25 protein-coding genes and 2 pseudogenes are annotated in these 26,715 nt (G+C 40.0%); 6 read left to right on the plus strand and 21 right to left on the minus strand.

What is annotated here, in order from left to right; translation table 11 throughout:
* The 5 genes from folE to rpsP form a co-directional block, all read right to left on the minus strand.
* Positions 1 to 564 carry a GTP cyclohydrolase I FolE gene (gene folE, locus ADF62_RS07460; protein WP_002884345.1) on the minus strand — a complete coding sequence of 188 codons (564 nt, stop codon included), beginning with the start codon at positions 562 to 564 and terminating at the stop codon, positions 1 to 3.
* Between the two features lie 146 nt (positions 565 to 710).
* Positions 711 to 2,555: an APC family permease gene (locus ADF62_RS07465; RefSeq protein WP_048788510.1), complete on the minus strand. Its 1,845-nt coding sequence runs from the start codon at positions 2,553 to 2,555 to the stop codon at positions 711 to 713.
* A gap of 66 nt (positions 2,556 to 2,621) precedes the next feature.
* Complete coding sequence (locus ADF62_RS07470; protein WP_048788511.1) at positions 2,622 to 3,884, minus strand: bifunctional folylpolyglutamate synthase/dihydrofolate synthase; 1,263 nt, start codon at positions 3,882 to 3,884, stop codon at positions 2,622 to 2,624.
* Between the two features lie 165 nt (positions 3,885 to 4,049).
* On the minus strand, positions 4,050 to 4,298 hold the full coding sequence (locus tag ADF62_RS07475; protein ID WP_003093900.1) for a KH domain-containing protein: 249 nt from the start codon (positions 4,296 to 4,298) through the stop codon (positions 4,050 to 4,052).
* An 11-nt stretch (positions 4,299 to 4,309) separates the two neighbouring features.
* Entirely contained in the window at positions 4,310 to 4,582 is a 273-nt protein-coding gene (gene rpsP / locus ADF62_RS07480; RefSeq protein ID WP_002884675.1) for a 30S ribosomal protein S16, read from the minus strand.
* Positions 4,583 to 5,009: 427 nt separating this feature from the next.
* Here rpsP and tehB point away from each other — a divergent pair, with 427 nt between their 5' ends.
* A complete protein-coding gene (gene tehB / locus ADF62_RS07485; RefSeq protein ID WP_003094612.1) occupies positions 5,010 to 5,888 on the plus strand; it encodes an SAM-dependent methyltransferase TehB in 879 nt (292 codons plus the stop codon).
* An 83-nt stretch (positions 5,889 to 5,971) separates the two neighbouring features.
* Here tehB and ADF62_RS11555 read toward each other — a convergent pair whose 3' ends face one another.
* A complete protein-coding gene (locus ADF62_RS11555) occupies positions 5,972 to 6,130 on the minus strand; it encodes a cobalamin biosynthesis protein CbiX (RefSeq protein ID WP_162489196.1) in 159 nt (52 codons plus the stop codon).
* A 1,013-nt stretch (positions 6,131 to 7,143) separates the two neighbouring features.
* Between ADF62_RS11555 and ADF62_RS07495 the strand changes: the two genes are divergently transcribed.
* Positions 7,144 to 7,971, plus strand: coding sequence for an exodeoxyribonuclease III (locus ADF62_RS07495; RefSeq protein WP_003093291.1), 828 nt, complete (start codon positions 7,144 to 7,146; stop codon positions 7,969 to 7,971).
* Positions 7,972 to 8,043: 72 nt separating this feature from the next.
* Positions 8,044 to 8,523: a QueT transporter family protein gene (locus ADF62_RS07500; RefSeq protein WP_003093479.1), complete on the plus strand. Its 480-nt coding sequence runs from the start codon at positions 8,044 to 8,046 to the stop codon at positions 8,521 to 8,523.
* A gap of 39 nt (positions 8,524 to 8,562) precedes the next feature.
* On the opposite strand, the gene ADF62_RS07505 is transcribed toward ADF62_RS07500, so the two are convergent.
* The 14 genes and pseudogenes from ADF62_RS07505 to ADF62_RS07570 form a co-directional block, all read right to left on the minus strand.
* Complete coding sequence (locus tag ADF62_RS07505) at positions 8,563 to 10,191, minus strand: membrane protein (protein ID WP_048788512.1); 1,629 nt, start codon at positions 10,189 to 10,191, stop codon at positions 8,563 to 8,565.
* Positions 10,188 to 11,084, minus strand: a pseudogene (locus ADF62_RS07510) (helix-turn-helix transcriptional regulator). Before ADF62_RS07510 ends, ADF62_RS07505 begins: the two are co-directional and overlap by 4 nt.
* A 141-nt stretch (positions 11,085 to 11,225) precedes the next feature.
* A complete protein-coding gene (locus ADF62_RS07515; protein ID WP_048788513.1) occupies positions 11,226 to 11,489 on the minus strand; it encodes a hypothetical protein in 264 nt (87 codons plus the stop codon).
* A gap of 120 nt (positions 11,490 to 11,609) precedes the next feature.
* Positions 11,610 to 12,623 carry a diacylglycerol kinase gene (locus tag ADF62_RS07520; protein ID WP_003093200.1) on the minus strand — a complete coding sequence of 338 codons (1,014 nt, stop codon included), beginning with the start codon at positions 12,621 to 12,623 and terminating at the stop codon, positions 11,610 to 11,612.
* 9 nt (positions 12,624 to 12,632) lie between these two features.
* Positions 12,633 to 14,591 carry an NAD-dependent DNA ligase LigA gene (gene ligA / locus ADF62_RS07525; protein WP_003093433.1) on the minus strand — a complete coding sequence of 653 codons (1,959 nt, stop codon included), beginning with the start codon at positions 14,589 to 14,591 and terminating at the stop codon, positions 12,633 to 12,635.
* Positions 14,592 to 14,641: 50 nt separating this feature from the next.
* Positions 14,642 to 15,151, minus strand: coding sequence for a QueT transporter family protein (locus tag ADF62_RS07530; RefSeq protein WP_003094667.1), 510 nt, complete (start codon positions 15,149 to 15,151; stop codon positions 14,642 to 14,644).
* A 90-nt stretch (positions 15,152 to 15,241) separates the two neighbouring features.
* On the minus strand, positions 15,242 to 16,201 hold the full coding sequence (locus ADF62_RS07535) for a YihY/virulence factor BrkB family protein (RefSeq protein WP_003096444.1): 960 nt from the start codon (positions 16,199 to 16,201) through the stop codon (positions 15,242 to 15,244).
* Between the two features lies 1 nt (position 16,202).
* Positions 16,203 to 17,063 carry a methionyl aminopeptidase gene (locus ADF62_RS07540; protein ID WP_003093906.1) on the minus strand — a complete coding sequence of 287 codons (861 nt, stop codon included), beginning with the start codon at positions 17,061 to 17,063 and terminating at the stop codon, positions 16,203 to 16,205.
* Between the two features lie 43 nt (positions 17,064 to 17,106).
* The gene (spxR, locus tag ADF62_RS07545) at positions 17,107 to 18,387 is read right to left on the minus strand and encodes a CBS-HotDog domain-containing transcription factor SpxR (RefSeq protein ID WP_003094415.1); all 1,281 of its coding nucleotides are present in this window, start codon (positions 18,385 to 18,387) and stop codon (positions 17,107 to 17,109) included.
* Positions 18,380 to 18,925 carry a GNAT family N-acetyltransferase gene (locus tag ADF62_RS07550; RefSeq protein ID WP_048788516.1) on the minus strand — a complete coding sequence of 182 codons (546 nt, stop codon included), beginning with the start codon at positions 18,923 to 18,925 and terminating at the stop codon, positions 18,380 to 18,382. The genes spxR and ADF62_RS07550 overlap by 8 nt, the downstream gene beginning before the upstream one ends.
* A 65-nt stretch (positions 18,926 to 18,990) precedes the next feature.
* Positions 18,991 to 20,253 carry a UDP-N-acetylglucosamine 1-carboxyvinyltransferase gene (locus ADF62_RS07555; protein WP_003093180.1) on the minus strand — a complete coding sequence of 421 codons (1,263 nt, stop codon included), beginning with the start codon at positions 20,251 to 20,253 and terminating at the stop codon, positions 18,991 to 18,993.
* A gap of 85 nt (positions 20,254 to 20,338) precedes the next feature.
* The gene (locus ADF62_RS07560; protein ID WP_003093634.1) at positions 20,339 to 22,579 is read right to left on the minus strand and encodes a DNA internalization-related competence protein ComEC/Rec2; all 2,241 of its coding nucleotides are present in this window, start codon (positions 22,577 to 22,579) and stop codon (positions 20,339 to 20,341) included.
* The gene (locus ADF62_RS07565) at positions 22,569 to 23,264 is read right to left on the minus strand and encodes a helix-hairpin-helix domain-containing protein (RefSeq protein WP_003093743.1); all 696 of its coding nucleotides are present in this window, start codon (positions 23,262 to 23,264) and stop codon (positions 22,569 to 22,571) included. Before ADF62_RS07565 ends, ADF62_RS07560 begins: the two co-directional genes overlap by 11 nt.
* A 107-nt stretch (positions 23,265 to 23,371) precedes the next feature.
* Positions 23,372 to 24,127, minus strand: coding sequence for a lysophospholipid acyltransferase family protein (locus ADF62_RS07570; RefSeq protein WP_003094150.1), 756 nt, complete (start codon positions 24,125 to 24,127; stop codon positions 23,372 to 23,374).
* 129 nt (positions 24,128 to 24,256) lie between these two features.
* Between ADF62_RS07570 and ADF62_RS07575 the strand changes: the two genes are divergently transcribed.
* The 3 genes from ADF62_RS07575 to ADF62_RS07585 are packed head-to-tail and all read left to right on the plus strand — an operon-like array spanning position 24,257 to position 26,279.
* Complete coding sequence (locus ADF62_RS07575; RefSeq protein WP_003094094.1) at positions 24,257 to 25,192, plus strand: polysaccharide deacetylase family protein; 936 nt, start codon at positions 24,257 to 24,259, stop codon at positions 25,190 to 25,192.
* A gap of 49 nt (positions 25,193 to 25,241) precedes the next feature.
* Positions 25,242 to 26,006 (plus strand): tRNA1(Val) (adenine(37)-N6)-methyltransferase, encoded by a 765-nt coding sequence (locus tag ADF62_RS07580; protein ID WP_003096421.1) that lies wholly within the window; start codon positions 25,242 to 25,244, stop codon positions 26,004 to 26,006.
* A 3-nt stretch (positions 26,007 to 26,009) separates the two neighbouring features.
* Complete coding sequence (locus ADF62_RS07585) at positions 26,010 to 26,279, plus strand: GIY-YIG nuclease family protein (protein WP_003096419.1); 270 nt, start codon at positions 26,010 to 26,012, stop codon at positions 26,277 to 26,279.
* Positions 26,280 to 26,328: 49 nt separating this feature from the next.
* Here ADF62_RS07585 and ADF62_RS11945 read toward each other — a convergent pair.
* Positions 26,329 to 26,448 (minus strand): annotated as a pseudogene (locus ADF62_RS11945) (IS30 family transposase); the annotation flags it as partial.
* Positions 26,449 to 26,715: the final 267 nt, after the last annotated feature.

A 26,715-nucleotide genomic window follows, 5' to 3' on the forward strand; every position in this document is an offset into this window, starting at 1 on the left:
CTAAAAATCACGCATCAAAGAAAGAATTTCCTTACGTTCTTCACGGTCTTCTTTATAGAGGCCTTTTGCAACCGTTGTGATGGTCTTACTTCCTGGTTTTTTAATACCACGCATAGTCATACACATGTGCTCAGCTTCCACCATGACAAAGACTCCTCGAGGATTAAGGGCTTCTTCAAGCGCTGTAGCGACTTGATCTGTAAGACGTTCTTGCAATTGTGGACGACGGGCCGCCACTTCAACAGCACGTGCCAATTTTGATAGTCCTGTCACCTTATCCCCACTTGGCAAATAGGCTACATGAGCCTTGCCATAGAAAGGAACCAAGTGATGCTCACACATAGAGTAAAAAGGAATATCCTTCACAAGGACAACTTCATCATGAACTTCTGAAAAAACCGCTGTAAACTGATCTTTCGGGTCTTCATTTAAACCTGAAAACATCTCAGCATACATCTTAGCCACACGTTTTGGCGTATCCAAAAGACCTTCACGCTCAGGATTCTCACCCAAAGCTTCCAATAATTGATAGACTGCTTGTTCTACTTTTTCTTGATTTGCCATAATTTCCTCTTGCAACGTTATAATATTATCTATTATAACTCATTTTACGCGATTTTTCTTGCAAAAAATAAAATTGCTAAGCTGAATCCTAGCCCAAAAAAGCGAAGACTCCCCGTCACATGATGACTGTCTTCGCTTGTCTTTATTTAATCTTTTAAGTGGTAAGAATAGGATGAAATGACAATATTCTCACGCCATTTGAGATAATATTTCAATCGTAAACTCATCTGATTATGAAGTATGGTTTGCCATGATTTTTTCGGAACAAACTGTGGAATCATAACAGTCAAAGTCGCATTATCCTTTTCAGCCTGAGTAGCCACTTCATCTACATATTGAATAGTTGACTGCGTAATTGAACTGTAAGGTGATTGGATATGAACCATCTCGATTTCTGGGAAATATTTTTTAAATTCTTGTTCGGTTTCCTTATCCTTATTCTCTGTATCTTTAGTAGACACATGCATAGCAATAACCTTATCTCCAATAGAACGTGCATAAGAAATGGCACCAATATTAGCCTTTGTAACATTTCCCACCAAGATAAGAACAATGTTGCCTTGATAATGATGTTCTTTGACTTGACCATTAATACGCAACTGTTGAGCAACTCCATTGTAATGTTTCTTAATCTTAAGGAACATCCACATCAAAATAGCAATAATTGGGAAGAATGGCCAAATATCCCCTAAGCGGAAGAGGAAGAGAATGAGGACAATAGCGTAACAAATTAAGGCACCTAAAATATTAGCTAAAGAATGCTTCCAGAACCCTTTGCCGTATTCACGAATCCAATGGACAACCATACCTGTTTGAGAAAGTGCAAAAGGAATGAACACCCCTATTGTATAAAGCGGAATCAAACGTTCCGTATTTCCTCGGAAAATGAATAAGAGAGTAATGGCCCCAATAGCCAGCGTCAAGATTCCGTTAGAGTATCCCATACGTGCACCTTTTTCAAGATACATATGAGGCATGTATTTATTCTTAGCCATGTTAAAGGACAACATCGGAAAGGCTGAAAAACCTGTATTTGCTGCCACTGCAAGAATCATAGCAGTTGAGAACTGAAAGATATAAAATAAGATACTTCCAATCCATGAATCACCAAGAATTTCCCTAGCCATCTGCGCCAAAATTGTCACACCTGAATGAGGTGTAATACCAGTCCACCAGCTAAGGAAGGTAATACCAGCAAACATGACTCCCAAAATACTTGACATGATAAAGAGGGTTGATGCAGCATTTTTAGACTTAGGTTTCTTAAAGAAAGGCACCGCATTAGAGATGGCTTCTACCCCTGTCAATGAAGCCGAACCTGAAGTAAAGGCCCTTAAAATAAGAATAACTGACACGCCTGTAACCGGTTGACCTAAATGCGCCGTAGCCGCATAAGGCATATGACCCGTTAAAATTTGAAAGAAACCAAATCCCAACAATAATAGCGTCGAAACAATGAAGAGATAAACTGGTATCATCAAAGATTTTGCCGATTCGCGCATTCCCCTAAGATTCATAACCATCAAAACAAGCACCAAAATCATTGATATTTCAAGATTGAAAGGATGAAGGAAGGGAAGGGCTGAAGTAATGGCATCTGCACCTGAGGCCACCGAAACAGCAACCGTCAACATATAATCAACCAAAAGACTACCACCAGCTATCAAGCCAAACTTAGGAGACAGATTTTCCGTCGTTACCATATAGGCACCACCACCTTGAGGATAGGCCTTGATAACCTGTCTATAAGAGATGGTAAGGCTGGCCAAAAGAACGAGAACCAAAAGCCCAATAGGGATTGACCACCAAATAGCCGCACTAGATACAGCTGTCAGAACCAAGACGACCTGCTCTGGACCATAGGCGATAGATGAAAGTGCATCACTCGACAACATGGCCAAGGCCTGAATCTTGGACAATAAGTGTTCATCACCATTATCATCATGAGTTAAAGGTTCACCGATTAAAATGTTTTTCAGACGTTGAAACATTGTGATCTCCTTACTTTTAAAACATACGAGGGCTATTATACGCCCCTAAATGTCATCTTTCAAGTCTTAAACATCACTTGCCTGCTCTAAAACCCATTTTCTGACCTGAGAAATGAAGTATAGAGATCCCGTAATCACATAAAGTTTCTTATTGTCAGTCGTCACATGTTCTTTAATCCATGTTTTGAAGTCTGGTACCTGCTTATAAGCCTCTGGGTATTGATCTAGTTTAACACTGTTTGGATAGTCAAAACTCGTTACAGTCAAGTCACCAACCGATTTTAGTTGGGCAAGCATACCATCGATAGGCTTGGTGTCAATCGCCGCAAAGAGAAGTTCAATCTCCTTATCTACATATTCTGACTGCAACAAATCAATCAAAACTTTAACACTCTCATTATTATGAGCGCCATCAATCATAAGATTAGGTCTTAAAAATTCTGTTCGACCTCGCCAATTGGCATGAGCCAGGGCATCCTTTATGAGTTCAGGCGTTACTTTGGGATAATCTTTTTGAAGCAATAAAGAAGCCATGATAGCCAAGCTAGCATTTGCTACTTGGTGTTGACCAGCCATAGCCAAGACTATATCATCTAACCTTTGCTCTCCATAGGTAAAATCAAAGGAATGGCTTGATCCTGTAGCCGTGAAATCTCTCCCTAGCTCATAGGTCTTAGCCCCTTCTTCACGCGCTTTCTTCTCGAAAACATCTCGAACATCAGTACGGTCAGTCGCATAAATAAAGGGAGCTCCATTCTTCAAAACACCGGCCTTCTCAGCTGCAATTTCAGCATGAGTATTCCCCAAAATAGCCTGATGGTCTAAACCAATCGAAGGACATAGGACTGCCAAGGGCTTAAAGAGATTGGTTGAATCATGAAGGCCACCCATTCCCGCTTCAATGAATGCGATATCCACAGGATGGACCTGACCAAAATAGAGGAACATCAAGACTGTGATAATTTCGAACTCTGTCGCATTTTCGTGATTTGTCTCTTTTGGCAACCGTTCAACCACAGGCTTCACACGATTAACCAGGTCAAGTAAGTTCTCTTCTGAAATCATCTGACCATTGATAGAAATCCGTTCCTTAAAATCAATAATGTAAGGCGAGGTAAAAGTTCCAACTTCATAACCTGCTTGAGAAAAAATCATTTGTAAGGCATTGACAGTAGATCCCTTACCATTTGTTCCCACAATATGCACAGCCTTAAGATTGTCCTGTGGGTTTCCTAGTTCTTCAAGCATCCAGGCCATACGTTCCAAGCCAGGCTTAATACCAAATTTTAATTGACCATGAATCCAATCCAATGCTTCTTGATAAATCATAATTGCTCCTTTTTAAGCTAATGCTTTGACTTAGCCATTAAACTAACCATTAAACTAGTTAACCTAGTTTTTCTATTAGCCTAATACCACTCTAACCCTCTTATTATACCAAAGACTGCTAGCTATAACCAAAATAGACAAAAAAGGTAACCCTAGGGTCACCTCTTAAGCTTTCTCTTTTTCGTCAATAACAAGACGAACTTTTTTACCTTGAGTAGGTACCGAATAGACAATCGCTCTTATCGCCTTAATAGTACGTCCTTTTTTCCCGATAACACGCCCAATATCGGATGGAGCAAGATCAAGATGGTACTCCAAAAACTCAGAACCGTCAATAATCTTGATGGTCAACTGATCTGGTGAAGTAATTAAGGGGTTAATGATAGCGATAATAAGATTTTCAATGGTATCCATAGGCTAAAAAATTATTTTGAGAATTTTGATTCGTGGAATTTTTTCATAACACCTTCTTTTGAAAGGATGTTACGAACTGTATCTGAAGGTTGTGCACCTTTAGACAACCACTCAAGAACGCGTTCTTCTTTAAGTGTTACTTGGTTTTCTTCAACGAGTGGGTTGTAAGTACCAACTGTTTCGATGAAACGTCCATCACGTGGAGCACGTGAGTCTGCAACGTTAATACGGTAGAAAGGTTTTTTCTTAGAACCCATACGAGTCAAACGGATTTTTACTGCCATTTTCAATTTCTCTTTTCTTCAGTTTTTTTATTATGGTGGAGGCACTTACTGCCTCTCTACCTTAACTAGTATACCATATCATTTTTATGTGTCAAGAAAAAAACTTGACAGATTTAAATTTTCTACAAAAAAACTAGAGACAAGCTCTAACTTCCTTATAGGACTATTTCTTGGTAGTACTCTTATGATTTTTTCATAAGCCACCTTTGTTTCAGCATACTCGGTTTCTAAGCCCTTAGCTGTCGCTTTAGAAGCTCTCTCAGTTCATATATTTGAACTTTATCTTCATAAATCAATTTCATAATAAAAACACCTCAAAAGTTAGACTTTCTCTATCTAACTTTTTGGATGCAGTTCAGCTAAGCCTTTTTTCTTTTTCCATACTTTTGCTATAATAGAGACATACATATCGAAGGGAACTCAACATATGACAATAGATCAGCAACTCGTTTGCTACAAACGTCTTCCAAACTGGACAGCCACGACACTCCCAGAAATGGTGACGCAAAAACATAACACTAAGGTTGGAACCTGGGCTAAACTGACTATTCTATCAGGAGCTCTTCACTTTTACGAATTAGATGAAGGGGGACAAGTTACCGCAGAGCACCTCTTCACGCCTGAAACAGAAATTCCTTTTGTCCAACCACAAGCTTGGCATCGAATCGCTCCTGCTTCCGATGATTTAGAATGCTATCTTTCCTTCTACTGCAAGCCAGAGGACTACATGGCTAAAAAGTATGATACTAAAGCCCACTCTGAGGTTCTTGAAGCCGTCCAGTCTGAACATATTAAACCTGGTCGTACCCTTGATTTAGGCTGTGGCCATGGTCGCAACGCTCTTTATTTGGCATCACTTGGGCATGATGTTACAGCCGTTGACGTTAATAACGAAGCTACACAACGCATCCAAATGATTGCAGATGAGGAAAGTTACAATGTTAGAGCTGGCTACTACGATATCAATGCTGCTGCTCTTCCCGAGTCTGAGACCTTTGATTTCATCCTCTCAACAGTAGTCTTTATGTTCCTTGATCCCGATCAAATTCCGGCTATTATCAAGAATATGCAAGAGCGTACTGTCGTAGGTGGTTACAATCTGATTGTCTGTGCCATGGATACCGAGGAACACCCTTGTACCATGCCTTTCCCATTTACGTTTGAAGAGGGAGAGTTGAAAAATTATTATAGTGACTGGGAGTTAGTCAAGTATAATGAAAATCTTGGTCACCTTCACCGTTTGGATGAATATGGCAATCCCATCGCCCTTCAATTTGCAACCATCTTAGCTAAGAAGGTTAAATAAGAGCGAATAACTGTAGACGAGCTGAGCACAGCTTGACTTGTCTTCAAAGTAAAAACTAGGAATCCAGTCGGATTCCTAGTTTTTTAATTGTTTACAATGTCTGCATATCCTGATTTAAGGTCTGCGTTTTCTGTTTCTTTGACATCATACACACCACCATTAGTAGTTACTGAGTAAGGAACAAAGGGAGTTCCGTCTTTTTTTATCATAAAGAAATAGCGGTGAACAGAAGCATTCCCCATCTCTCATAAACCGAAACAATGGTACACTCAGAACTGCTATTACCATTTGCAGCATCGGTTTCATCCACAGACATATTATTGTCCGACATTCAACGAAGAGGCTTCCTTGGCATGGTTAGGATCAGGTGTATCAATACTTACACTGCTAGATTCGTTTGACTTATTATTTCACTAGATGAAGTGATAGTATTCTCCGTTGATTAGAATATCGAGCTAGCCACTGTGGAAGACGACTGAGTCTGTTTATCGTTCTTCACTGAACTAGTGACAAGAGTCAAACCAATTGCAACTACGATTACTACTAGGGATCCTAAAAGTATATAGATATAATTATATTTTTTCGAGACTCCAATAAGGCCAGACTGATAAGCCAGTTGTAGCTAATCAGATTTTGGCTTACGTCCCTGAACTTACTCAAAACGACTTATCCATTCTGCTTCTGACAGCTCTCGCATAATTTTCCTCTTCTCTTTATCATATTACCTTTCATCCTATTACAGAATAAGTATGATGACAATAATGACAAAGATATGAAACTTGCTCTTAGTAAGACGATTAATGACTTATAAGAGAGAACAGGTTCAGACAAAAGAGGAAAATCAAGACACCCATGACCATTAGGAGACTAATCTTATAACCTAGAGGATTTCTGGGATTTAAACTGGTTCCAAGACCATACCTACGGAGGACAAATAAGGGCTCTGAGGGAAATTGATTAAGGTTGTAGCCTAAGAGATACCTTAAATATAGCAAGAAGAAAAAGCTCATTCCCGGAAAAACGATAAGAGGAAGCACTAGCCCCTGTGACCACCAAATCTTGATTGTAAGAATGACTTGTAGTAAAAAGAGAACTACAAACAAATAACAAATGCGTGTTTGTTTTTTCATTGATTGTCACCTCCATCTAGGTTAAGTATACTCCCCCTAGCTTCTCTTATCAATCCCATAACTCGCCTGATATCTTATTTTCTGCTACAATAGATAGGAACAATTCAAAGAAGGAAACTGTACACATGAAATTAATTTCTTGGAATATTGATTCCCTAAATGCTGCTCTTACCAGTGATTCTGCACGCGCTCAATTATCACGCGCTGTCATCGATACTTTGGTCGCTGAAAATGCAGATATCATTGCTATTCAAGAGACAAAATTATCTGCTAAAGGGCCAACTAAAAAGCATTTGCAAATCTTAGAAGACTACTTCCCTGACTATGTCAATACCTGGCGTTCATCTGTCGAACCTGCCCGTAAAGGTTATGCTGGAACCATGTTCTTGTATAAAAAAGAATTGACGCCAATCATTACTTATCCTGAAATCGGAGCGCCTTCAACCATGGACTGTGAAGGACGCATCATCACTCTCGAATTTGCCAATTTCTTTGTGACACAGGTCTACACACCAAATGCTGGTGACGGTCTCAAACGTCTGCTTGAACGTCAAATCTGGGATGAAAAATATGCAGATTACCTAGCCAAATTGGACGCTCAGAAACCCGTTCTTGCGACTGGTGACTATAACGTTGCCCACAAGGAAATCGACTTGGCTAACCCGTCAAGTAATCGTCGTTCACCTGGTTTTACAGATGAAGAACGTGCTGGCTTCACTAACCTCCTTGCCAAAGGATTCACAGATACCTACCGTCACCTCAATGGTGATGTTACAGGCGCTTATACATGGTGGGCTCAACGTAGCAAAACATCTAAAATCAATAATACAGGCTGGAGAATTGACTACTGGTTGACTTCAAATCGTATTGCCGATAAGGTCACAAAATCAGACATGATTAACTCTGGTGATCGCCAAGACCACACACCTATTGTCTTAGAGATTGACTTATAAAATAACTCTAGACCTAAATCCCTAAAAGAGTAGAACTACTACTCTTTTACTATGCCCAATAAAGGAGAAATAATGAAATCTAAACTTAACCCTACACAAAAGCTTGTTCTCTCAGCTATTATCATGGCCCTTTATATCGCTATCCTCTTTGTCTCACAAGCCATTTCCTTTGGTGCTGTTCAGATGCGTCTGGCTACGGCTTTATATGGATTAACCTATATCTTTCCATTTTTGGTTGTCCCACTCAGTCTCGCAAATGCTATTGCTAACTCTTTTGGTGGCCTGGGATTGATTGATGTTGTCGGTGGTTTCTGTGCCAGCTTTTTAGCAACTGGTAGCATCTACCTCATCCGTAAAATTAAGCTATCTAGCTGGTTTATCATACTCCCAATCCTACTCATTCCATCCTTAGTGGTACCAATATGGCTTAGCGCCCTACTTAAACTTCCTTATGTTGCTCTCGTTATTAACCTTATCTTAGGGCAAATAGTTCCTGCAATCTTGGGAGCTGTACTCGTACGAGAGTTAACTAAGCGAGGATACAAAGACTGACAGACAAAAGTATCTCTGCAAATTGCAGAGATACTTTTTTTAGTAATGATATGCTTTTTCGTAAGCTTCTTTTGGTGTCAGTTTGTCTCCAAAAATAAGTAAACGGTAGTCAACATTAGTAGGATCTTTTTGATAGTCATCAACCCAATCTTGATTCATTTCGAGGTAAAGATTATAGGTTCCCAACTTAGTCGAAACAGTACCTATCTTGTAAAAATCTTTATAACGCTTTTGGTTATCTGTTTTTTTCAATTTTTCATATCGATAATAGGTTCTGGCAAACTCCGTGAACTGTAATTCTTTCTTATCTTTTCCAGAGCCAGTTGTGACTTCAATGGTGCCCTTGTTATTTGTTAAATGTAAATCATAATCATAGTCATTGTGACTATTCACTTGGAAGACACCTGAAGTAATATCACTGTCATCAGAGAATGTCTGAATATCAGCGAACTTAGCAGCCTGCCAAGAAGCAGGGATTCCTTCATACTCACCATCGCTTTGCAAGCCTAAAAGTGACCAATAATGACCAAGATAGAAGGTATTAGACTTATTACGATCTGTCACCAGTTCACCTACCATCTTAAGGTTTTCAGCACCTAGACGATAAGGGTTAGAAAGGTAACCAAAGACTGGGAAGAAGTAAATGATGACTGTAAAGGTCAAGAGAGTCTTCATATTAATCTTATTGATAGCCCAGAAGAAATAGGCAGCTGAGAACAAGAGAGCGTAAGCAGCACCATAGCTAAACTTATGCGCATGGGCAATCAAAAGTAAAATGAAGAAAATAGGTTGGATAGGACGAACCTTATGATAGATGATAGAGAAAACGTCCTCCTTGTCTTCCTCAGATTTGAAAATCAAGGACAAGACAATGGTCAAGAGTACAAAGAAGGCGCCAAACCCGAAACCAACATCATTTGGACGGAAGAAGTAAGCCAAGATGGACATGTCCATTACCAATAACCAGACAGATGCAAAGTTGACTATGTTGTTACCAAATTTTGCAGCTGTTTGGTTTGGTGCCTTCAAAGGTACTTCGAAGGCTTGTGCAAGTGCTCTTTCTTTGGCTTGGCGTTCGGCCTCTATTGCCGCTTTCATTTCCTTAGTACGGCGTTCCTTTTGGAACAAATGGGCAACCTTGGTCGGTTCATCTTGTCTCGACTTGGTAATGCTCAAAAAGAGCAAATATTGCATAGAAAAGATGAGAGCTGTGTTCCCACCGTATTCTAGGAAGGAACCATCCCAAATACTAGAAACAACTGCAAAAATGATATAACCTCCAATTGAGATTAAAACCGTCAAAAGCAAATGAATCCAACGAAAACGATAAGTGTATTTATCAGTTGTATCTCGTCTCAAAAACGTGTCACGTGGGTAAAGATACCAGATAACGAAGATAAGTTCAATGGCCTGAACAGATGTTAGAAAACCAACATAGTTGAAGCCAAAAACGGCTACTATCACATTGATGAGATAGGAAATAATAGCCAAAACTCGCAGACTGGTGCGCTTAGACAAGAGTCCAATACTCATCAGGGTGATAGTTGAGAAGGCAGAAAAACCAGCACCCATCTTATTATCAAAGATAAACACATTGACAAAGGCAAAAATCAAGATTCCTAGAAGAGTTAAGACTTGTTTTTGCATTTCTTTTTTCTTTTCTTTCATATTTTCCCTCCTTCAAAGCGTTGAATATACTTTTGAAAACCTAATAAACTAAAGGTTTCAATCTCATAACGGACCTGATCAACACCATCACTAATGCTTTCCTCTAGCAGTTTAAGTTTTGGAATATCGGATTCCAAGACATCACGGTAAAGTCCTTTATATTCAAAGGTAATTCGAGCCCACTCATTACCAAAAAGCATTGAGAAAGCCAAATCATTTTCAGATTTGTGAATGGTTTGGAAATGATCAACACGGAAATAACGGATTTCAGAGAACTGATAATCACAAGTAAAGTTATCATCCAGTTTGTAAGAAATACAGTAGAAATAATGGTTGTCAAAAATGACTGAAATCGGAAAGACCTTATATTCCTCCACTTTTTCTCCTGACTTACGGTAACTAAAAGACAAAGGACTTTGGTCCACAATGGCATCGAAAATGGCTGAAATAGCTGGTAAGAGTGACTTATCTTGATTCTGATAAATCTTAAGTTCTTGATAACTATCTAGTTCTAGCTCAGTCAATCGCTTGATACGTCTGCGCTCCTTGTCGTCTACAGCCCTCTCAACAAAGATGTTGATAATTTCTGCTACTTCATCCTTTCGAAGGGCACGACTCTCTAAAAGAATCTTAGATAGGATAACTGCCTGATTGTATTTAAGGTTACCATAGCCCTGTTCATACTGGGAATGATAGGAACCGTTTTTTCTAGAATACTTAACCTTCATATTTGGACGTAACTCAATCAAATTTTCCTTGAGTTCACTCACGTCCTATTTAAGTGTACGCTCACTTATGCCAAAGCGAGCCAGGTAGTCCGTTTTTGAAATGTCATTTTCCTTTTCCAATTCGGACATAAAATACAAGAGACGTTTGGTTTTTGATGCTGTCATTATAAAATCCCCCTTTATAATCAAACCTCTTATTACAAAAAAAGTGCTGTCTAGTTATTCATTATCATAGATAGTCATCCCCAGTAGCGACGAGCCACAGAATTATATCTCAAATAATAGTCCTTTTTCTTTTCGTTATACTCAAAGGACAAAACATACCACAATTACAGCCAGATACACAATTATTGGCTTATACTTCCAAGATAACAAGACCAAGCCCCAGCTCACACTTAAGAGTATCAGTGGCAGAGCAAGAGTCAAAAAGGAATGCCGCTTCTCAGCTTTTTCCTCCTGAAAAGCATATTCAAACTCTGGCCCTTTATTACTAAAACCCGACTCGAAAGCCTGATCACCATTCTTTAGATGAACATCACTTAAATAATGTTCATTCTCTTTATTAAACATCCACTCCTCTAAATATTCTATATAACAATTTCCCAGTTTTTCTATTGTAACAAATGAAAGCGTCATTTTCTACAAATATACTTAAAAAGCAACCTATCTTAGGTTGCTTAAAGGTTAACCTTAATCATTTTCGATTTTTTCAGCTTCTGTACTGAATTTTTGTGCAATAGCTTCTAGAGCCAAGTCGTCTGTATCTGGAAGCGTGATAGCATCATCAGAAATCTCATCAATATTAGCATAGAATTCAATGTGATTCTTAAGATTTTGAAGGTGGATTGGGGCATCACCACCGTATTCTCCATCCAGATTGATCATCATACGATCTTCACCTAAAGGCTCAATATCTAGTGAACTTGTTTTGATATAGGAAATTCTCTTGTCGTAGATGTGTTTACCACCTTGGAGAACCTGACGAATAAGGTCTACCAATTCAAAGAGGTTGGCTGTCTTAACCATGATTAGTGTAAATTGACCATCATCCAGTTTAGCATCTGGGGCAATCGTTTCAAAGCCACCAACTGAATTGGTCAAGGCAACGAAAATCATGGAAAGGCCGCCTTCAAAGACACCCTCATCATGCGTAATACGGACAGGAACCTTTTTAACTTGTGGAAGCAACTCTGCCCCCTTAACAAGGTAAGCCAAATAACCAAGCACTGTCTTTAAGCGGCTAGGCACACTATAAGTTAGCTCCGTAAAGGAACCCGCAGCCGCAATATTGATGAAGTATTTGTCATCATAGGCACGACCAATATCCATTTGAAGGGTTTGATTTTTAGCAATAACCTTGGCTGCTTCAACAGGATTCCCTCTTGGAATCTTCAAGGCGCGTGCAAAGTCATTTGTCGTTCCCGTTGGAATAACCGCCATTTGTGGGCGTTTTTTAAGCGGGGCAATCCCAGAAACAACCTCATTGATTGTTCCATCGCCACCTGCAGCAATAACTAAGTCAAAGCCTGCTTTGGCTGCACGAGTGGCCTCATTTTTTGCTGAGTTTTCATCTGGTGTTGTTTGAAAGGCTGACGCTTCAAAGCCAGCACCTTCCAGAATATCCAAGACCTCAGCAACATTTTTTTTCATAATTTCTTGTCCAGATGTTGGATTATAAATTAAGCGGGCACGTTTTTGTTTCATATTGAACTCCTATAAATCCAGCAACCAAGCCTCATCTTTTACTTCAATTCCTAGGCTTTGTGCTTTTTCCAACTTACTTCCGGCATCACTACCAGCAACCACTAAATCTGTTTTCTTAGAGACAGAACCTGTCACTTTAGCACCCAGAGCTTCTAGTTTTGCCTTTGCTTCACTACGTTTAAGATGCTCCAATTTCCCTGTCAAAACAACTGTCTTACCAGATAAGATAGCATCATCTGCCACCTTTTGTCCAAGATAGGACAAATTAACGCCATAGGATTCCAGTTCTTTCATAAGAACTTGAGCCTCTTCCTTAGCAAAATAGCGCTGGATGGACTTGGCAATAACATCTCCTAAACCATCTACAGCAGCAATAGCCTCGACATCCGCACTGGCTAACTCTTGTATACTTCCAAAAGCTTCTAACAATTGCTTACTAACCTTGGCACCAACATGACGAATCCCCAAGCCATAGAGCAATTTCTCTGCAGAATTTTCTTTTGAGACTTGAATGGCCGAATAAAGTTTCTCAGCTGATTTTTCCTTGAAACCTTCTAATTGGAGGAAATCTTGACTGTTCAAGCCATAGATATCAGCTACATCTTTAACCAATTCAGCTTTAAAGAGTTTTTCAACTACTGAAGGTCCCATACCTGCGATGTTCATGGCATCACGAGAAGCAAAATGAATCAGACCTTCCTTGATCTGAGCAGGGCAAGAAGGATTGATACAACGTAGGGCAACTTCATCTTCAAAATGTAAAAGACCACTGCCACAAGATGGACATTGTGTCGGTACTTCCATCGGTTCCTGTGTCGTACGCTTACTTTCTACCACACGAAGAACAGCAGGGATAATATCACCAGCTTTGTAGACAATAACGGTATCACCGATACGAATGTCTTTTTCAGCAATATAATCCACATTATGAAGGGTAGCTCGACTAACCGTTGTCCCTGCTAATTGCACCGGAGTCAAATTAGCAGTCGGCGTTACTACACCTGTACGACCTACCTGCCAGTCTACTGAAAGAAGCTCTGCTTCCTTTTCCTCAGCAGGGAATTTATAGGCAATGGCCCAACGTGGTGCCTTGACTGTAAAACCTAATTCCTCTTGCATGGCTAAACTATTGACCTTTATAACAACGCCATCAATATCGTAAGCCAAGTCATCACGATCCTGACCGACAGCTTGAATAAAGTCCCAAATCTCATCCATCGACGATGTGACAATGCGTCGTGGATTAACTGAGAAACCTAGTTCTGCCACTTCATTTAAGACATCATTTTGTGTGAGACGCTCCGTTGGACTAGCTTCCTGATAAAGGAAAGTCGCTAAACGACGCTCCGCAACCACTTTGGTATCCAACTGACGAAGAGTCCCTGCTGCAGCATTACGTGGATTGGCAAATTCGGCTTCACCATTCTCCTGACGTTGGATATTGATGCGTTCAAACTCAGCTCGTGGCAGATAACACTCCCCACGCACTGTAATATTAAGCGGTTGATCCAGCTTAAGAGGGATATCTGAGATACGCTTGACATTTTCAGTGATATTTTCACCGACAGAACCATCACCACGTGTCGCACCTACCTGGAGAACACCATCCACATAGGTCAGCGAGATAGAGAGACCATCAATTTTGAGTTCAGCCATATAATCAGCATTAGGAAATTCGTCCTTAACCCTCTTATCAAAGGCATCCAGCTCTTCTCGTGAAAAAGCATCCTGCAAACTATAAAGCGGATACTCGTGTTGATATTTTTCAAAACCATCAAGGACCAGCCCTCCCACACGATGTGTTGGACTATCTGCTTGAACAAGTTCTGGATGTTCAACCTCCAAATCTACAAGCTCACGATAGAGCTTATCGTAGTCTGCGTCTGACACCGATGGATTATCTTCCGTATAATACTCTTTTGCATACTGGTTAAGTTTAGAAACCAGCTCTTTCATTCGTTTTTCCATAGGAACATTTTAACATAAAAGCAACAAAAAACGCCTTTACAGACGTTATTTTACGAAACAAAATCGATTACTTTGGCCAATTTCTTGATAAGGACCGCACCAACTAAGAGTGACGCCAATTCTCCTAAAGCGACAGTGAACCAAGTAGCCCAAAATGGCGCTTGAGTAACCAAGGTCAACTCTGCAGCGATGGTCACCATGAAGAATGAAAAATAAAAAGCAAAATAAACATGAGCCTTATCAAAGAGGCCACCCAAAATATCTTGATTCTTAAAGCGGTCAAAGAAATAAACTCCTGAACCAACAAAGACTAGCGTTGAGAGACTTCCAACAACCACATCAATCATGTTAAAACTAAAGAAATTAGCAATCACACACCCCAAAGTAACGGCAATGATATACTTGCGATTATAAAATCCCAGAAGATTGAACATTTCCGCAATACGGAACTGGTAAGGACCATACGAAATTAAGTTGAAAGGTGGCACAATGGTCAAGACCACGTAAAGAGCCGCCACAATAGCAATATGTGTTAAATCACGAACAGTTTGTTTTTTCATTTTTCCTCCATAATCATTATCTTTTTATTATCTACAAAGGATAATATTCCCGTCAAAAGAGCCTGGGCTTCGCCAAGCTCTCTTTATGCTCTAAGACTTATCCTCATCGTTTTTTTGTTTTTTGCTGTCACTACCGTCTCCAGAAAAATGCTGAATTATGGTAAGCACGTCACCCCTTCTACTGTGCAGTTCACCTTGTTTAAGTTCCTGATAGGTCGCATTAAAGACAGCACCCAAAATCAAAATCCTAGCCAAAAAGATGAACCAAAGCATGAAGACGAAAATCATAATGGATCCAAATAACTTGATATCAACTAATCGACTCAAGGTACGAATCACATAGGTTCCAAACAAGTTGCTTAAATAGCCAATCACTAAAGTCGTAAAGATAGTCCCTGGCATAACATAGCGGATTTTTCGAATCTTCACATTCGGAAGTACAAAATAAAGCACCATCATTCCCAGGAAGACAACTGCAATACTCAGAGGCTGGATACTATTTAAAATAAGCTGAGTCATCTTGGAACCAATAGGATAGGTCTGTGTAATAACTCTAAGAACCGACTGAATAATCGTAGATAGCATTAGTGCAAAGGTGAGTAAGAACAAGATGACGAGACTCATGAAACCACCAACAATGTGACTAATAAAGACATCACGGTGTTCTGAAGCACCATATACCTTGTTAATCGCCTTTTGAAGCGAAGACAAGGACTTAATCATGGTCCAGAATCCCGTCAAAGAGGCAACTCCCAACAACTGTCCTGAAGGTGTCGAGAAGATATCCTGAACAACGTTGGCTGCAGGTGCATAAAACTGCTTAGGAAGGTGTTCATTCATAAACTTCAAGAGATCAGTCGTATCAATATTCAGATAGGGAAAAACATTTGCCGCAATGACAATGAGCGGAAAAACCGTCAAAATCAAATAATAAGCCACGGCGATACTAGAAATATCTATCTCAGCACTACGATAATGTCTAAGGTAGAGCTGCAAAGGGCGCCATTGAAGCTTATCTAGGAGACGGGCCATTATGCCTTGTCGTTTCATACTAATAAGTTCTTTCTTCGCCTTGAGAAGTCAAAATTACTGGACCATCTTTAGTAATAACAAACTGGTGCTCATATTGACAAGAAAGGCCACCGTCAAGTGTCTTATGAGCCCAACCAGTTTCAAGGTCTGTATCGATTTCCCAAGTTCCTGTGTTAATCATTGGCTCGATGGTCAAGACCATTCCTTCTTTAAGGCGAAGACCACGTCCGGCCACTCCATAGTTAGGAACCATTGGTTCTTCATGCATCGTTGGTCCAACTCCGTGTCCTACCAAATCACGAACGACACCATAGCCTCGACTTTCAGCGTATTCTTGGATAGCTGCACCGATATCACCGATACGATTACCAACTACCGCTTGTTCAATACCAAGATACATGGCTTCACGGGTTACTTCCATAAGGTTTTTAACCTCATCAGAAGGCGTTCCAATCGCATAGGCCCAACATGAGTCAGCCAAACCACCAGTATATGATTCTGTATATTTTTTTACTTGCGCAACATTATCAAAATCCAATTTTGATACATCAAGCACTGACTTATCAATAGGTTCTGACAAGACCATATCAACTTTCAAGAGGTCTCCATCTTTCAAGATATAATGACGTGGAAAGGCGTGTGCTACTTCATCATTAAGACCACAACATGTCGCATAAGGATAGTCCATGATGCTTCCTTCGACCCCAATCTGAAGCGGTAGAACATTTTCTTCTTTACAACGACGACGCACATACTCTTCTACTTCCCACATATCCACTCCTGGTTTCAAGAGGTCACGTAGGCCAATGTGGATACTTGCAAGAAAATCTCCCGCTCTATCCATCGCTTCAATTTCACGTGCTGATTTTAGTGTAATCATTATTTTCTCCGTTTTCTTTATTTCTTTAATTTTAAATGGCTTATTAAGTTTTCTTGACCACTACTACTGACTTACAAACCGTATGATTACCATGAGTAACCATAAGGTCTAAATGAGCTCTGCGTCTGGTTTCCGCAATGATACTGGGTGTAATCGTCACCTTATCATCAATTTGAGCCGCCTGAAGAAAGTAAAACATCATCTCTTCAATCACCAGACTATTTTGTTCTTGGTTTTCCATCGTTCGGTAAACAACCTCTTTAACCATTTCTACAAGAACACCCTGTGTAAGGTTCCCAGAATTATCAATCATGGCCGGTTCTACCTCAAAACTAAAGGCATTCTTTTCACGATTAAGGTTAGCTATCATTTGATCGCTAAATGTATGGAGATCACCACGGTTATTATCTTGAAGCTCCTCTAAAACCTGACGACGAGTGATAGTGCCTAGATAATGTTTTTCGTCATCCACAACAGGAATCATGTCATAGTCTTCAAAAATCATCTTTTGGGCCACAGTCGCAAGGCTAGTCTCCAAACGAGTCACTGTCGGTTTTGTCATAATAGCCTTAGCCATAGTGGTCGGAAGCTGATTAGCCACATCACGCATGGTCACAATCCCAATAACCCTATCATCCTCAGACACAATAGGAAAACGAACAAGGTTAGTCCGTTTAACCAAATTTTGAAAATCTTTGACTGTCATTTCTGGAGTCATATAGTTGTAGTCTTCTCGTCTAGTATAGACTTGAGCGACTGTTTTAATATCTGTTTTGATACGAACATTCGAAAGTGCCTGGTTAATCATAGTCGCCACAGTAAATGTATCGTAAGTAGTGACCATGACTGGAAACTGCTTCAAACGAGAAAGCTCTTTAACCCTATCAGAAACCTGAAAGCCTCCAGTTACCAGAATAGCATTATTGTATTCGAGGGCTAATAACTGGATATCTTCCCTGTCTCCAACAATGAGAAGGTCGCCTTTTGTTAGATAACGGGTGATATTCTCAATAGTCATGGCTCCAATGTAAAACTTACTGAAGACACGTTCCAAACCTTCATGACCCGAAATCACCTCAGACTCTGTAATCTCTGCAATCTCCGCAAAGGTCAGTTTGTCAAGGCGAACCTGGACTTTCTTTTCAATTCGAACTGTTCCACTTCGAGGACGCGTTTCAACTAGTCCTCGATTTTCAGCTTCTTTAATGGCTCGATAAGCAGTTCCATCAGAAACCTGCAAGTGGTTAGAAATACTACGCACACTAACTCGTTTACCGATGGGCAAAGCCTCTAGATAATCTAGAATTTCTTGATGTTTACTCACAGTTCTCCTCCTTCTCAAAGCGGAGATAATCTCTCATGGTACGGGTGTATCGGTCTGCTCCTTTGAAACGAGACACCAATTTAAAGCCAGATTTTTCTGCTACACGAATCGATGCCTTGTTTTCCAAATGAGCAATAAGGATAATGCGTTCCATGCCCATAGATGTCAATGCCAAATCTGACAAACAAGTAACTGTCTCAGTCATTAGACCTCTACCCCAATATGAAGCATTCAAAAAATAACCGATCTCTGCCGTCCTTTTCTGGACATCTATCTTTTCAAAGCGAACGATCCCAATCAACTTATTAGACTCTCGATCTACAATTGCCCAAACACCCAAAGGCTCCTTCATGAAATAATGTATCAAAAGGCAATCTGTTTCATACTGAGTTTTGGTAGCAGGAAAGAAAAATTGTAAATTCTCTGGATTCGACACAATCTCATGTAAGTCAAAACGATCTAAAAAGACGAGTGGTCTAAAAGAAAGGCGCTCTGACTCAAAGAAGGCAAAAGCACCCAAACTAGTCCAAATATCCATGATAGTATTATAGCACAGTTTTAGAAATGGAAAAAGGCTCAACAAGAAGCGGTTGAACCTTAGACTTAATCTTCAATCAAACGAATATCTGCACCAAGATCAGAAAGTTTCTCAATGATATTTGAATACCCTCGAAGAATAAATTCAATATTTGTTATTTCAGTCTGACCATCTGCCATAAGTCCTGCAGTAACGAGTGCAGCACCCGCACGCAAATCACTAGCTTTCACAGGTACACCAGAAAGTTGCGTTGGCCCATTATAAACAATCTGACCGCCAAGCACTTGAATATCAGCACCCATACGAGCCAGTTCAGGAACGTGATTTACACGCTTCTCATAGATTGTATCAATGATTTTTCCTCGGCCACTTGCTTTCAGCAACAATGGTGTCATTGGTTGTTGTAAATCCGTCGCAAAACCTGGATAAGGTGATGTCTTAATGTCAATAGGTTTTAAATCGCCCTGTTCTTCTACAAAAATTGCATCTTCTTCAACGATCATGCGAACACCCATTGCTTCAAGCTTAGCAATAAAACTTTCAAGATGTTCATAGAGAACATTTTTAATTTTAATCCCCTTACCAATAGCTGCTGCCATAGCAATGTATGAGCCCGCTTCAATACGGTCTGGAATAACCTGATGGCGAGTACCATGTAGGCTCTCTACACCATCAATCGTGATGATTTCTGTACCAGCACCACGTACACGCGCACCCATATTGTTGAGAAGCGTTGCCACATCAATAATTTCAGGTTCACGAGCGGCATTTTCAATAACCGTACGACCATCAGCCTTAGCCGCAGCCAACATGGTATTGATGGTCGCTCCAACACTGACCGTATCCATGTAAATATGAGCACCCTGAATACGTTGACCAGCATCAGTCGCAATACGCATAGACTCGGATTCATAAGAAATGCTAGCGCCCATCGCTTCAAACGCCTTAAGGTGAAGGTCAATAGGACGTGGTCCTAAATCACAGCCCCCAGGAAATCCTACTGTAGCTTGACCATAACGCCCAAGCAAACTACCATAGAAATAATAAGAAGCACGAAGGCTGTTAATCTTACCAAATGGCATTGGCATATCTTTAACTCCTCGAGGGTCGATTTCAAGTGTTTCGCCATCACGCTTAACAGAACCACCCATTACTTCAATGATCTCAATTAGATTATCGACGTCGCTGATTGCTGGTACCCCGTCAAGAGTAACCACTCCATCAGATAAAATGATGGCTGGAATCAAAGCAACAACTGAATTTTTAGCTCCTGATACTGTAACTTCTCCTTGAAGTTTCTTACCACCATTGATGATAATTTTACGCATACTGTTCAATCTTTCTTATACTGGAATATTAGCCTTTACATTCTACCATAGATTGAGGTGCATGACAAATTAAGGACCCTGGAAATTATCGGACAGTTTCACTTGATAGTTTGAACCATCCCTTAAACCGAATAGCACCATCCTGGTCTGTGCGTAAAACCTTAATATGACGTTCTTTGAAACGCTCTAATGTTTCATCATTTGGATGCTTATAACGATTATTTTCACCAGCTGAGACAAGCGCAAGTGATGGTTCTAACTGATCCAAAAAAGCTTCTGATGAAGAGCCTTTAGAGCCGTGATGTCCTGCCTTGAGAACACTTACTTTTAAATTTGGATAGCTGGACATCAATTCCTCCTCTCCTTCTTTTTCCAAATCACCAGTAAACAGAAAACTGGTCCCCAATAACTTTCCATAGAGAACAAGTGAATCATTGTTACCACCATCACCAATTTTATTGGGATAAAGAACCTGTAGGTTACTTCCCATCATAGGCAGTTTATCACCAGCCTTTAAGGTGCGAACGGGACGTTTAAGAAATCGAAGACGTTTGGCAAAACTAGGCTTAGTCAAAGCCCCCTGACTGACACAAATTTCCTTAATCTTAAACCGTTTAGCTACTTCCTCCAAATCACCAATATGGTCTGTATCTGTATGAGTCAGAACCAGATAGTCAATTTGAGACACTCCCCTTGCCTGTAGATAGGGAATTAAGGTTTTCTCCGCATTACTCGTCTGGCTCCCCTCTTGCCATTTTTCCTTAGAGCCGAAAGTCACCTTGCCACCTACGTCTATCAGGATCGTCTTACCTTTCATACTCCTTAAAAAAATACTGTCTCCTTGACCAACGTCAACCACCGTCACCTCATTGATCAAAGGATGTTTAACCCAGATCATCAAAAGACTAAAAATCATCAAGAGGGATATTCTAAACTGAGGCTTTTTCCAAAAATCAAAGAGCAAAACCAATACAACTATCATCAAGCCAAACTGAAACAAACTAGGTTTCCCTAGAATTAAAGGCTGGCCTATCCAGTATTGTATCCAAGTCAAAAAGGTCTCCATCCATTCAAAAAGTGGGTTAATTTGAGAAAAGATTACCAGTCCTGAAAGTGTAAAAAGTACTGTTAAGATAGGTAAGAGAAAGCTATCGAAAACTAGAGAGAAGATTGCCGTCAGAATCAAACTCAATGGTTGAAAAGTTCCATAATAGTAGGTCAAAAAAGGCAAAGTCCCAAGACTCAATACCAAACTCATATAGATTGACTTTTTAAAAGACGGCATCTCCTCAAAATCAAATAAACACAATAAGAAGGCATAAGAACAACTTAAAACACCTCCTACCGTTAAAAGAAAATGAGGCAAGACTAGAAATAATAGAAGCAGCGTTATGCCCATATTGTTCAGTTTTTTAATACCACACTCAGCCAAAAGGCTTTGAATCAAAGAACGTAAGACCGAAGCCGTCCAACCAGTCATTAAGCTATAGAAAATCGAAAAAGGTAATAAGATAGCAAGGATATAATTTTTGGGAAGACCCAAACGAAGAAGTCCATAGCGAAACCAGCCAAGAAAAAATCCAACCTGCATACCCGATAGCGCAAAAAGATGAATAATCCCCAAGCTGGTGTAGAGTTGACTCTGCTCATCAAACTCCTTATCCAAATACCCAAAGAGCAGTCCTGTCATATAGTGTCTCATCGGATTAGGAAAATGCGTCTGAATATGAACTAGAGCCCTCCTCCTCAATTGATGGAAAAAATCTATTGGAGATATCGATTTTGGGGTTACGATATGATCCAGACGCTCAATCTGAGCAATCCTATAAATGCTCTGACTAGCTAGATAAGACTGATAATCAAAGCCTTGAAAATTACGTTGACCTGTTGCCGAGGATAGCTTTATTTTTCCTTTTAAAACAAGCGTTTGACTAGTAGTCTTAAAAAAATGCTGATCCTTCTCAGATTTTAGCCGGTAAAAGACCCGATAGGTTTGACCATTTGACTTACCGATTGCTGATAATTGCTCACCATTAACTGAGAGCGTATCTGCAACCAGTGTCACCTGATGAATTTCAGCAGGAACTTGCTTATCTTGCATGATAGCTCTGTGGTGCAAGAATAAAAAATAAATCAAAAAGAACCCACCAACAAGTCCCACCAACTTTAGAGCTGCCATATTCTTCCAATGATGCTTCAAAAAACAGACCATAAAAAAGACAAAAGCCCCAATAGCATAGAAATTAGATACAAAAATAGTAAAATAAAGAGCAACTATTAAAAGCGCTAGGGAAAAAAGATTGATTGGAGATTTTTTAAGCCACATAGATGGACTCTCTGATTTTATCTAACGTTTTATCACCAATGCCTGAAACATTTTTCAGGTCACCTACGGACTGAAAGCCGCCATGACTTTCACGATAAGCGACAATATCCTCTGCCCTCTTGGCACCAATTCCAGAAATAGTTTGTAACTGCTCTGAGGTCGCTGTATTTAAGTTAATTTTGCCATTCTTAGATACAGCCTGCCCTCCTTTGTTAGAGACCTGACCAGTATCTGATTGATCAAGAACAGAAACATTCTCGTCTTTATTGGCTACATAAATAACCTCTTCATCTGACAAGCTTGCGGCCAAATTAACACTCTTAGCGTCTGCATCCTCTGTCATTCCTCCAGCTTCCTGAATGGCATCTGTCACCCTAGCGCTTACTTTTAGCGTATATACACCTGGCTTGACCACAGCCCCCTTAACATCTACCGTTACTTTTGACTTAACTTTTTCACTTCCTTCAGTTTGTGACTGAGAAGACACTTCCGTAAGTGATTTTGACCCTTCTTTGGATGAGGAGGTTGACAATGTTGTCACATCTGTATAAGACGTCTCTGCCTCCATGCTGTTGCCGGCACCACAAGTCATCCACAGAAAGAAGCAGAAAACCATCATCAGCACACCAATGATACTCACAAATAGACGATTATTGTTAACATAGTCTATAATCTTTTCCTTCACGTCAGTCTCCTTAATTGATATATTTTCTTTCTTATTCGTAAAAAAATTGAAAAATATATCAAAAAGAAAAAAACTCCGTCAGATTTATGTCTGACAGAGTCATTAGCTTATTTCTGTGTTTCTTTGGCACGGTGTTTTTCAGGATCCCAAACAAAGCTAGCTACATATGAGAAAGCCATAGTCAAAATCACTGCAATGATAGCCACAAGACCGAGAGGTATACGGTAAATATAAGTCAATGGATTTGGTTTCTTGCCTGTTTGATAGCTCAAAGCTTCTTCATCAAGGCGATCAAATTCAGACTGAATACGACGAGCAACCTCTTGAATATTCTCATCATTCAAACGCTTCAAATCTGAAATATCAATAGGATTACCATAGTTCATATCCACACGTTCACCTGTCAAGAGCCCCTTGAGTTCACGAGGTCCTTGATAGACAACTGGCATAATCTTAACCTTAGCCATCTTAGCGATAACTGCAACCCCACCCTTAACATCAGAAGAATGACGACTACCACTTGGGAACATAATCAAGCTACGATTACTCTTCTTAAGCATATTGACAGGATACTTGATAGCCTCCTGACCAGGATTTTCACGGTCAATCGGGAAGGCACCACACATACGAATCCACCAACCAAAGATACGATTCTTGAAAAGTTCTTTCTTAGCCATGAAAATAAACTGCTTAGGACGAGCTGAGAAAGCCATATAAACAGGGTCCCACCAAGTTCGGTGTGGAGCCACCAAGATGTAGTTTTCATCCTTGTTCAATAATTTATCACGATTGTGGTAATGGGCATTACCATTGATAATCCAAAGAAGGAAGACAACAAGCCCACGTAAATAAGCGTAAAACACGTTTTTACCTCTTTTTCTACAATTTTTTAACTATTATACCAAAAAAAGGAACGCTTTTTCATAGAATTTCTTTGTAAAACAATTGGAAATGTTGTGGCAGTTTCTAATTGTTTGAGCTATAATGTAATTATGAAAAGAAGTATTGAGATTATAGGGAAAAATAGGAAGGCACTTAATCTATGCCTCATCATTGCTAACTTGGCCGTACTGGCTATTCTAGGATTTGTTTTGTCACAACGCCACAATTCTAAAGCTGAACAACCAGCTCAGACTGAAAAAACTGAACAAGTAGCTAACGGAGCAAATTCTTCTTCAGAACAAGCTAAAAAAAATGATAAAAAACAACTCAAAAAAGGTAGTAACCATAGCATTGAAGCCTCTGATTATGCCTACGACGTTACTGCTGTTAATAACACTATCCGAGGTGTATCTCAAGATGTTGACGATAAGGTTGTCTTTTTAACCTTCGATGACGGGATTGATCCTACCTTGACACCACAAGTCATGGATATTCTGAAAGAGTATGGCGTTCACGCAACCTTCTTCCACATTGGTTATACCATTAGTCAAGAAAATGCGGACATCCTCAAACGCCAAATTACAGAAGGACACGCTATTGCTAACCATAGCCTTAGCCACAACTTTAACCTACTTTATCCTGGGCGTGTTCCCAACAAAAGTCAAATTGTTTCTGAAGTTGACCAAACCAATGCCAATTTCCAAGCCATCCTAGGTAAGGACTTCAAAACAAGAATTTTCCGTTACCCTGGTGGTCATATGTCATGGCAAGGATTGGAGGCAACCGACCATGCTCTCGCCAATCAAGGTATCCAGTGGATTGACTGGAACATGCTCTGTGGAGATGCAGAACCAGCCTCTGTTCGCCCAACCACATCTGAAACTATGATGGCCTACATGGATGGTTCTCAACAGTATTTCCCTGAAAGTCATGTTAAGGTTGTCCTTATGCATGACGCTGCTGGTAAAGAACTTACTATTCAAACCCTTCCACAAATTATCGAATATTTCAAAAATCAAGGGTATACCTTCGGTGTCCTAGAGTAATCACTCGCAACAGTTCCTTTGGGAGCTGTTTTTTGTTACAATTAAAACTATGACAAATCCAATTTTAAAAGATGGAGAACGCATTGACCAACTCTTCTCCACAGATGTAAAAATCATTCAAAATAAGGAGGTCTTCAGCTATTCTATTGACAGTGTCCTCCTCTCTCGGTTCCCAAAAATTCCAAAAAAGGGATTAATCGTCGACCTCTGTTCAGGAAATGGTGCCGTTGGCCTCTTTGCCAGTACACGCACTGAGGCACCGATTACCTTGGTTGAGCTGCAAGAACGTCTGGCTGATATGGCCCAGCGTTCCGTAACTCTTAATCAATTAGAAGATCAGGTGACTGTTGTCAATGACGACCTAAAGAATTTGCTTGACCATACCCCACGATCTCAGGTGGACCTTATCCTCTGTAACCCTCCCTACTTTAAGGCGACAGAAACATCTAAGAAGAATCTGTCAGAGCACTACCTCTTGGCCCGTCACGAAATCACGACTAATTTGGAAGAAATTTGCCAGGTCGCACGTCATGCCCTTAAATCTAATGGGCGCATTGCCATGGTGCATCGCCCTGACCGCTTTTTGGATATCATTGACACCATGCGCCAGTATAATCTAGCACCTAAACGCATCCAGTTTATCTATCCTAAGATGGGACGTGAGGCAAATATGCTCCTGATTGAAGCCATAAAAGATGGATCAACAGATGGACTGAAGATTCTTCCCCCTCTCTTTGTGCACAAGAAAAATGGCGACTATACCGACGAAATCTTTGAGATTTACTTTGGAAAAAAGGCTGAAAGTGAGTCCTAAACGATGGCAGAAAAGGATAGCAAGGCCTACATGTATGTGGTCGAGTGTGCCGATGGAACCCTCTATACAGGCTACACCACAGACGTCGAACGCCGCCTCAAAACCCATAACTCAGGCAAAGGCGCCAAGTATACCAGAGCCCGCCTACCAGTTAAACTCATCTACTCAGAAGCCTTTGACAGCAAGTCTGAAGCCATGAGTGCCGAAGCACTCTTTAAGAAAAAAAGTCGAGAGAAAAAACTAGCTTATATCAAAGAACACACGGAAAAATAACCGTGCGTTTTTTAGTCTTGAATTATCAAATTAAGTGCATACTTTCCTCTTAGAAGACTTCATAAGATGTTTTCCAGTTAAGACATTTTCATATTCTATTATTTAGTTTGTTCTCCCAAAGCTGAATGATATAATCTTCAATCAATGTCAAATCACTACCTTTTAGAAAAATTCTCATAGTGGTATACAACGCACGTGTATGAATCAGTCTACATGCTCTAAATAGCTTTAAAATCAGTAGTATTACTCCAAATTTAGTAAATAAAAAAGACACCCGGCAAGGTGCCCTGAATTATATCCACAGTAAATGCCACAATATAGATAAACTCATCTTTAGATATAAATAATCTTACAAAACACTTCTATGCTATCTTTTTTCTCTAATTAAACCTACTTTGATAAATTAAATTAAACAACCACTGAAGATTGATTAATG

This window comes from Streptococcus sp. 1004_SSPC, assembly GCF_001069025.1.
Lineage (GTDB): Bacteria > Bacillota > Bacilli > Lactobacillales > Streptococcaceae > Streptococcus > Streptococcus vestibularis.

Coding starts and splice junctions, on each gene's coding strand:
- folE (WP_002884345.1), bottom strand. CDS start 564: ATGGCAAATCAAGAAAAAGTAGAACAAGCAGTCTATCAATTATTGGAA.
- ADF62_RS07465 (WP_048788510.1), bottom strand. CDS start 2,555: ATGTTTCAACGTCTGAAAAACATTTTAATCGGTGAACCTTTAACTCAT.
- ADF62_RS07470 (WP_048788511.1), bottom strand. CDS start 3,884: ATGATTTATCAAGAAGCATTGGATTGGATTCATGGTCAATTAAAATTT.
- ADF62_RS07475 (WP_003093900.1), bottom strand. CDS start 4,298: ATGGATACCATTGAAAATCTTATTATCGCTATCATTAACCCCTTAATT.
- rpsP (WP_002884675.1), bottom strand. CDS start 4,582: ATGGCAGTAAAAATCCGTTTGACTCGTATGGGTTCTAAGAAAAAACCT.
- tehB (WP_003094612.1), top strand. CDS start 5,010: ATGACAATAGATCAGCAACTCGTTTGCTACAAACGTCTTCCAAACTGG.
- ADF62_RS11555 (WP_162489196.1), bottom strand. CDS start 6,130: ATGGGGAATGCTTCTGTTCACCGCTATTTCTTTATGATAAAAAAAGAC.
- ADF62_RS07495 (WP_003093291.1), top strand. CDS start 7,144: ATGAAATTAATTTCTTGGAATATTGATTCCCTAAATGCTGCTCTTACC.
- ADF62_RS07500 (WP_003093479.1), top strand. CDS start 8,044: ATGAAATCTAAACTTAACCCTACACAAAAGCTTGTTCTCTCAGCTATT.
- ADF62_RS07505 (WP_048788512.1), bottom strand. CDS start 10,191: ATGAAAGAAAAGAAAAAAGAAATGCAAAAACAAGTCTTAACTCTTCTA.
- ADF62_RS07515 (WP_048788513.1), bottom strand. CDS start 11,489: ATGTTTAATAAAGAGAATGAACATTATTTAAGTGATGTTCATCTAAAG.
- ADF62_RS07520 (WP_003093200.1), bottom strand. CDS start 12,623: ATGAAACAAAAACGTGCCCGCTTAATTTATAATCCAACATCTGGACAA.
- ligA (WP_003093433.1), bottom strand. CDS start 14,591: ATGGAAAAACGAATGAAAGAGCTGGTTTCTAAACTTAACCAGTATGCA.
- ADF62_RS07530 (WP_003094667.1), bottom strand. CDS start 15,151: ATGAAAAAACAAACTGTTCGTGATTTAACACATATTGCTATTGTGGCG.
- ADF62_RS07535 (WP_003096444.1), bottom strand. CDS start 16,201: ATGAAACGACAAGGCATAATGGCCCGTCTCCTAGATAAGCTTCAATGG.
- ADF62_RS07540 (WP_003093906.1), bottom strand. CDS start 17,063: ATGATTACACTAAAATCAGCACGTGAAATTGAAGCGATGGATAGAGCG.
- ADF62_RS07550 (WP_048788516.1), bottom strand. CDS start 18,925: ATGGATATTTGGACTAGTTTGGGTGCTTTTGCCTTCTTTGAGTCAGAG.
- ADF62_RS07555 (WP_003093180.1), bottom strand. CDS start 20,253: ATGCGTAAAATTATCATCAATGGTGGTAAGAAACTTCAAGGAGAAGTT.
- ADF62_RS07560 (WP_003093634.1), bottom strand. CDS start 22,579: ATGTGGCTTAAAAAATCTCCAATCAATCTTTTTTCCCTAGCGCTTTTA.
- ADF62_RS07575 (WP_003094094.1), top strand. CDS start 24,257: ATGAAAAGAAGTATTGAGATTATAGGGAAAAATAGGAAGGCACTTAAT.
- ADF62_RS07580 (WP_003096421.1), top strand. CDS start 25,242: ATGACAAATCCAATTTTAAAAGATGGAGAACGCATTGACCAACTCTTC.
- ADF62_RS07585 (WP_003096419.1), top strand. CDS start 26,010: ATGGCAGAAAAGGATAGCAAGGCCTACATGTATGTGGTCGAGTGTGCC.